The organism is Frankia sp. CeRuru1 (assembly GCF_977966315.1).
In genome coordinates this window covers 1-6,079 of sequence record NZ_CDWWEW010000316.1, presented here as the reverse complement: position 1 = coordinate 6,079, position 6,079 = coordinate 1, and the positions used below count along the sequence as shown (strand labels likewise).

General features: G+C 67.2%; 8 protein-coding genes. 6 read left to right on the top strand and 2 right to left on the bottom strand.

The genetic code is table 11. The features are described from left to right. The 4 genes from AC08OP_RS19050 to AC08OP_RS19035 all read left to right on the top strand — a co-directional run. Positions 1-998, top strand: a 998-nt coding sequence (locus AC08OP_RS19050) for a SulP family inorganic anion transporter (RefSeq protein WP_476615431.1), incomplete at its 5' end; no start/stop codon positions are given. Positions 999-1,310: 312 nt separating this feature from the next. Next, positions 1,311-2,393 (top strand): glycoside hydrolase family 26 protein, encoded by a 1,083-nt coding sequence (locus AC08OP_RS19045; RefSeq protein ID WP_476615430.1) that lies wholly within the window; start codon positions 1,311-1,313, stop codon positions 2,391-2,393. A 53-nt stretch (positions 2,394-2,446) separates the two neighbouring features. Then, positions 2,447-2,617, top strand: coding sequence for a DUF6879 family protein (locus AC08OP_RS19040; protein WP_476615429.1), 171 nt, complete (start codon positions 2,447-2,449; stop codon positions 2,615-2,617). Then, positions 2,559-3,224, top strand: a complete 666-nt coding sequence (locus AC08OP_RS19035) for a Scr1 family TA system antitoxin-like transcriptional regulator (RefSeq protein ID WP_476615428.1) — start codon at positions 2,559-2,561, stop codon at positions 3,222-3,224. Before AC08OP_RS19040 ends, AC08OP_RS19035 begins: the two co-directional genes overlap by 59 nt. Before the next feature lie 253 nt (positions 3,225-3,477). On the opposite strand, the gene AC08OP_RS19030 is transcribed toward AC08OP_RS19035, so the two are convergent. Then, positions 3,478-3,942, bottom strand: a complete 465-nt coding sequence (locus tag AC08OP_RS19030) for a hypothetical protein (RefSeq protein ID WP_476615427.1) — start codon at positions 3,940-3,942, stop codon at positions 3,478-3,480. Between the two features lie 19 nt (positions 3,943-3,961). After that, positions 3,962-4,813: a hypothetical protein gene (locus AC08OP_RS19025; protein ID WP_476615426.1), complete on the bottom strand. Its 852-nt coding sequence runs from the start codon at positions 4,811-4,813 to the stop codon at positions 3,962-3,964. A gap of 129 nt (positions 4,814-4,942) precedes the next feature. On the opposite strand from AC08OP_RS19025, the gene AC08OP_RS19020 reads away from it, so the two are divergent. Both AC08OP_RS19020 and AC08OP_RS19015 read left to right on the top strand, forming a co-directional pair. Then, positions 4,943-5,563, top strand: a complete 621-nt coding sequence (locus AC08OP_RS19020; RefSeq protein WP_476615425.1) for a helix-turn-helix domain-containing protein — start codon at positions 4,943-4,945, stop codon at positions 5,561-5,563. Between the two features lie 228 nt (positions 5,564-5,791). Beyond that, a complete protein-coding gene (locus tag AC08OP_RS19015; RefSeq protein ID WP_476615424.1) occupies positions 5,792-5,941 on the top strand; it encodes a hypothetical protein in 150 nt (49 codons plus the stop codon). Positions 5,942-6,079 lie beyond the last annotated feature (138 nt).

Sequence of the window (6,079 nt, the reverse complement as noted above, 5' to 3'; positions counted from 1 at the left end):
GGAACCACCCACCTCTCAAAGAGAAGCACCCCGTGCCAGCACCGCTGGTCGCCATCATCGGCATCGCGGTGGTCGCGACGGTCTGCCACATCGAGGTACCGACCGTGGGCGACATGGGAGATCTCCCGGATGTGTTGCCCGTCCTGAGGCTACCCGACGTGCCGTTCACGTTCGAAACGTTTCGCATCGTCGCGCCCTACGCGTTCACGCTTGCCGCGGTGGGTCTGCTGGAGTCGTTGCTGACCGCGCAGATCGTGGACGACATGACCGACACCCGATCAGACAAGGACGCCGAGTGCCGCGGCCAGGGACTGGCGAACATCGGCACCGGTTTCCTTGGCGGCATGGCGGGCTGCGCCATGATCGGGCAATCGATCATCAATGTGAAGTCCGGGGGACGGACGAGACTGTCCACCTTCAGCGCGGGCCTGTTCCTGCTGATCCTTGTCACCGCGCTCGGTGACGTCGTCTCCATCATCCCGATGGCGGCGCTCGTCGCCGTCATGATCATGGTGTCGATCAGCACGTTCGACTGGGCGAGTATCAGCCCGCGGGTACTACGGAGTGTGCCGCGCAGCGAGACCCTGGTCATGGTGGTCACCGTCGTCGTGATGGTCGCCACGGGCAACCTCGCGCTCGGGGTTCTGGCCGGAGCGCTGTTGGGCGCGGTGTTCTTCGCCCGCCGGGTGGCGCAGATCGTCCGGGTGGCCGATGTCCTCGATCCCGACGGGGGAATCCGTGTCTATGCACTGACCGGGGACCTGTTCTTCGCCTCGACTAACGAGCTCGTCCATTCCTTCGACTACACCGACCCCACGCCCAGGGTCGTCATCGATCTCACCGATGCCCACATCTGGGACACCTCCGCCGTGGCCGCACTGGAGGCAGTCGCGGCGAAGTACCGCAGCCGTGGTGTCGACGTCGAGATGGCCGGGTTGAACGAGGCCAGCTCCGACCTGCACCGGCGCACTGCCGGACAGTTCGCCACCCATCACTGACCCGGCATCCCGGGAAAGTCCCCAGCCGGGTCTCGGAGCCTGCCGGAGGGAGCCTGCCGGAGCACCGGCGTAGCGCCCGACAGGGCGCCGCGGGACGCGCTGGTGTAGGGCGCACACCATCGTACGTCGAGGCCAGGAGCTTCCGGAAACTCAACCCTTACGTTACGGTACAGTTCGTCCTCGTCGGCGTTTGCCCGAAGTGGTGCGACAAGGGGTCCTGGGCCTGACGGAACAGCAACAGGCACGGGCGGGGAGCACGGGCACCGCCGGGCTCGGAGGAGTCACGTCCATCTGCGGAGTCGGGGGTCAGGCGTGGGGCGTCGCCGTGAACAGGCCGGCGGTACGTCCCGCCGGTGGAGACTCGGGCTGCTCGGCGCCGCTGCGGCCACCATGGTGGTGGTACTCGTCCTCCTAGTCGTGGTGGGCGGCTCGGAGGAACAGCCTGAGCCGCCTATGGAGACGCCGCAGACACCGGCCGCCCCTGCGATGGGTAGTGGCCTGGCCTGGCCGTCCGGTACGAACGCGAACCCCCCACAGGACATCCGCGCCTGGGAGACATGGCTCGGCCGCCCGACGGACGTGGCCGTCGTGTTCACCGCCCGGAGGAGCTGGCAGACGATCACCCGCGACGACTGGCCGATGAGCAGCTTCCGGCCGAACGCCTACCAGGGGATGCTGTCGGTGGCCCAGCCACTGTTTCCCGAGGACGGCAATGAGGCGGCGTGCGCGCGGGGCGAGTACGACCAGCAGTGGGCGGCATTCGGCCAGACGCTGGTGCGCAATGACAGGCCGGACGCGATCGTCCGCCCTGGCTGGGAGTTCAACGGCACCTGGTTCTGGTGGGCCCCACGGGATACCGAGGTGTGGAAGCAGTGCTTCCGGAAGGTAGTGACGGCGATCAGAAGCACGGCGCCGCACGTGCAGATCGACTGGAACATGACCGGACACCGGAACCGGATGCAGAACGGTGGCCGGGTATGGGACGCCTACCCCGGAGACGACGTTGTCGACATCGTGAGCATCGACGCGTACGACTCGTATCCGGCGTCCACAAGCCAGGAGACCTTTGACGACAACTGCAACAGTGACTCGGGAGCGTGTACCGCCAGCAGGTTCGCCCGGCAGCACAGCAAGCAGTTCGCGGTACCAGAATGGGGGATGGACCATAGGAAAGGCGGCGGCGGAGACAACCCGTACTACATCGAGAAGATGTACGAACTGTTCGCGTCCAACCAGGATATCCTTGCCTACGAGGCGTACTACAGTGTCGGCGCCCAGGAGGCAGAGAACGTGCAGTCGGCCCTCACGCCCGACCTCAACCCAAACGCCGCGCAGCGGTATCTCGAACTGTTCGGCAAACCCGCGACCGTGCCGTCCTCGATGGCCACAGGGTGACCTTCCTCTCTTGACCGGCGGAACCTCAAACGCGAGTTTGTCGCCGGGGACCCGTGGTTTCAGGCGCGGCTCGTCGGCGACCAGGAGGAGTTCCGGCGGCGGCTGGCCTCCGGCCGTGGCTGGACCTGATCGCCGAGGTGGCCGGCCGTGGGGTCGAGGTCCGCCGTGTCCGGATTGTGGCGGAGCTGGTGTCCCAACCAGCGCACCGCCGCATTCCTCATTGAGGAGTCCGTTCTGCGCAACGGCTTCGGCGGGCCGGCGGTCATGCGCGGCCAGTGCGCGCACCTGGCCGAGGTCACGACGTGGCCCGCAGTGTCCCTTGGCGTCATTCCCGCCTCTTGCGATCGTGGCCTGGCCAGCCCAGTCGAGGATTTTTGGATCTTCGATAACGATCAGGTGAACGTTGAACTGGTCTCGGGATTCCTGACGGTTACCCAGCCGACCGAGATCGCCCTCTACGCGCAGATGTTCGCTCGTTTGAGTGAGATCGCCGGCTACGGCGACCGGGTCGTCGTCGTCACCGCGGATGCGGAGCACGGCGTCCCCGAGCATGCGGACTACGACGCGGTCGTGGTCACCGTCGGGGCGTGGGACCTTGCGCCAGCGTGGCTGGAGCAGTTGACCGGTGACGGTGTGCTCGTCGTGCCGCTGCAGATGAACACGTTCACCCGTTCGCTGGCCTTCCGCCGGTCGGGGGAGCACTGGGCGAGCACGTCGGCGCAGCTATCTGTCCGCCGCCACACAGGCTGTCCTCGCCCGTGCGGCGGCTCGCGCGTGTCTTCCCGAGGACTGACCCACGGACGACACCACCCTGCGCTGGTTCCCCTCTGATCGGCTGGGCGCGCCTCCCCGGCCACCCGACCGTTTTCGCTGCCGTTGCGGCTCTTGCTGGCCAGCGCTTCCACGGCTGTTCTCACCGGCCTGTCGGCGGTGGATGTCTCACCGGTTCGTCATTTCCCTACCAGGGCATACCGGGGTTGCCCGCACGTGCGCTGCGCCGTCCAACAGCGCCAGCGGCGCAGCGCACAGGACGGAGAGTGGGACCTCCAGGTCACACCTACGGCGACGGGAAGACGACGGCGGGTCAGGGTTTCCGACGCTGCTTGCCCGCCCGTCTTGCGTCCGTCCAGTCAGCTACCAGTTCAGCCTCGGGGTACAGCCCATGAGGGTCCAGGAGGTTCCTCGGCACGGCGGAGCAGGCCTTTCCTGCGGCTGTCACTAGAGGTTCCGCCTGGCCAGGAGCTATCGCGGTCGCGGCCTCGACTGCCAGGTCGATTGTCTTGTCGGCCGCCGCATAGACCGCCCCAACGCTCATGACAGCCACCGTCTCCGCGAATGTGCGCAGGTCGTCTGCGATTCTCCCCGCAGCCTCGACCCCCTTCTCCATACCGGTCTCCACCGCCTCGCCCGCCAGATAGCCGGCGGCCGCGCCCAACGCCGCCCCGGCGATCGCCGTCGTCGGCCCGGCCGGCGCGCCGACTACACCGCCAACAACACCACCGACGGCCTTTCCTACCCCACCTCCGACGCCGGCCTTGAACGCTCCCATCGCACGCTTACGGCCATCCCTAACCATGGCAGGGCCTCTCCGCCAGCCCGGTGGTCCGAAGCTGGTCGATCGTGTCCTTCCGCGTGCTGGCCACGGCGTCGTCCAGTTCGGGAACACGGCGGTGCTTGAACTTCGCCGTCGCGCTGTTGAGGATCAGGCCCGCGTCCTTCCGTCCCGCACGGACCGTCGCCCCAGATGTCCTGTAGCCGAGATACCCGGCACCGACTAGTGCAGCGAGCCAGGCCGCGGGAACAACCGCAGCGCCCGCGCCTCCCCCCGCTGCGGCCGTTTCCGCAGCGATGCCGGCACCGGCAGGGACCGCCGCAGCGGCCTGAGCCGCGTTCCTCTTGAGCCACTCCCGAACAGCTGCCACATAACCGCCGGCAGCGATGAGATCGGCGATGATCTGGTCGCGGAGCTCATCACGTATAAGCTTCCACAGAAGGGAGTCCTCCAGCTCGACGACCTCACCTGCGGGGTCCTTGAGCTCCACGTTGACCGGCTCAGTGCCAGCGGCTTCCGCCTCGGCGTTGAGGAACTCCTCGATCTCCTTGATCGCCGCCTTCACAAACTCGACCAGGTGCCGGTCAACCGCTGCCAGCCCTGCTGCCAGCTCGGCGAGCACCCTGTTCACAGGCCTCTCGCCATCCGCGTTGACGTCCGGGTTAGTGGTCGTGGCCAACCGGGAAACAAGTGCCTTGATGGTATCCAGGTTCACCCCGAAGTCGCCCAGAGAAGCCGCCGCGATCCGCCGATCGAACTGCGCATCGAAGATCTCGGTCTCCCCGTGCGCCATCGCCTGCAACTCCAGGACGAGAGTCGTAAACCTGGCCGTCGCGGCGTCCTCGACGCTCGGTCGGAGCTCATCCACAACGAGTCTCCTGTCTTCTGAGCAAGAACGATCCGTAGTAGATCGCTTTCCCATGGTCAGGTAATCCGATGTGGGTGTCAATAGGGCGAGATTTGATCCAGTTCTGTGCGTACGTGCTACTCTGGACAGGTGAGTGTGCTGGGCGCCGCCATCAAGGAAGCACGGGAGGCCCGCGGCCTGAGTCGAGCCGAGTTGGCCAGACAGGCGGGCATCACCCCTCTCTACATGGACAAGATCGAGCAGGGCGCTCGTCGTCCGTCTCCGCCCAAGCTGGCCGCTCTCGCCAAGGTCCTGCAGGTCAGCACGGCCGAGCTGATGACCCGCGCGGCGCTGCTCGACGCCAGCACCGCCTCCACCAGCGACGAACTCATCAGACGTCTACTCAGGGCGGCAGCCACCGGGGCGGGCGCGCAGGCCGCGCTGAAACTTGTCGGAGCTGTAACTCCGATGGCTTCGATCATGGCCGTCGGGATCCCGCGGCGCTCGATCCCGGCTGCGGCCCAGGCGACCGGAACACTGTTCCCAGGCAGCGTCGTGGCAGTCGCCGCCGGCAGCCTGGTTGCGGGATACGTCCAGCACCGGCAGCAGCGCGCTACCACGCAGAACTCTGATGCCCGGGTACCCGCCCCTCAGCCTGAGATAGCCAACCCACGCCAGGAGTTGCTGGAGCACATTGCCACGCTCACCGACGAGGAGATCGAGGCGATCCTCCTCCTCGCCCGCGAGGCAGTCACCAGCGACGACACCTGAAGCGCCTCATCCCTCCGTGCCACCGGGCGGCGGGGCCGCGCGGGGTCTGCTGCCGCCAGCGGGCGAGGGATGCGAGGGAGACCCGGGCGTAGCGGGCGAGGAAGGCGAATGAGCAAAATCTCAGCAATCAACCTTGATCAGGTCGCCGATCTGGCGGAAGTGATTGCCGGCACCTCCGCGAAGCCTCCGCGCTCCGTACAGTAGCCGCCCAGTCACCTCGCTGCGTGGATGCTGTACGTGCCCCCGGTCCGCGAGGCGCTGGTCGATGCGCTGCGCCATCTCGACCAGCCCGAACGGGTCCCGTCGCGACCACAGCCGCGGACCTCGCCGAACCTGACCAGCACCTGGACGCCACCCTGGCCCGCTGGCTTCCCCTGACCCGCGCCGGCGCTGGTCGTCTCGGACTGGGCCAGTTGTCCCTCGTCTGGCCGCCCCTGGACCGCACCGCCACAGGCCACGAAGACAAGATCATCCTCCCCGGGCGTCCCAACCGGCTCTACCCACCCGAGCCCATGC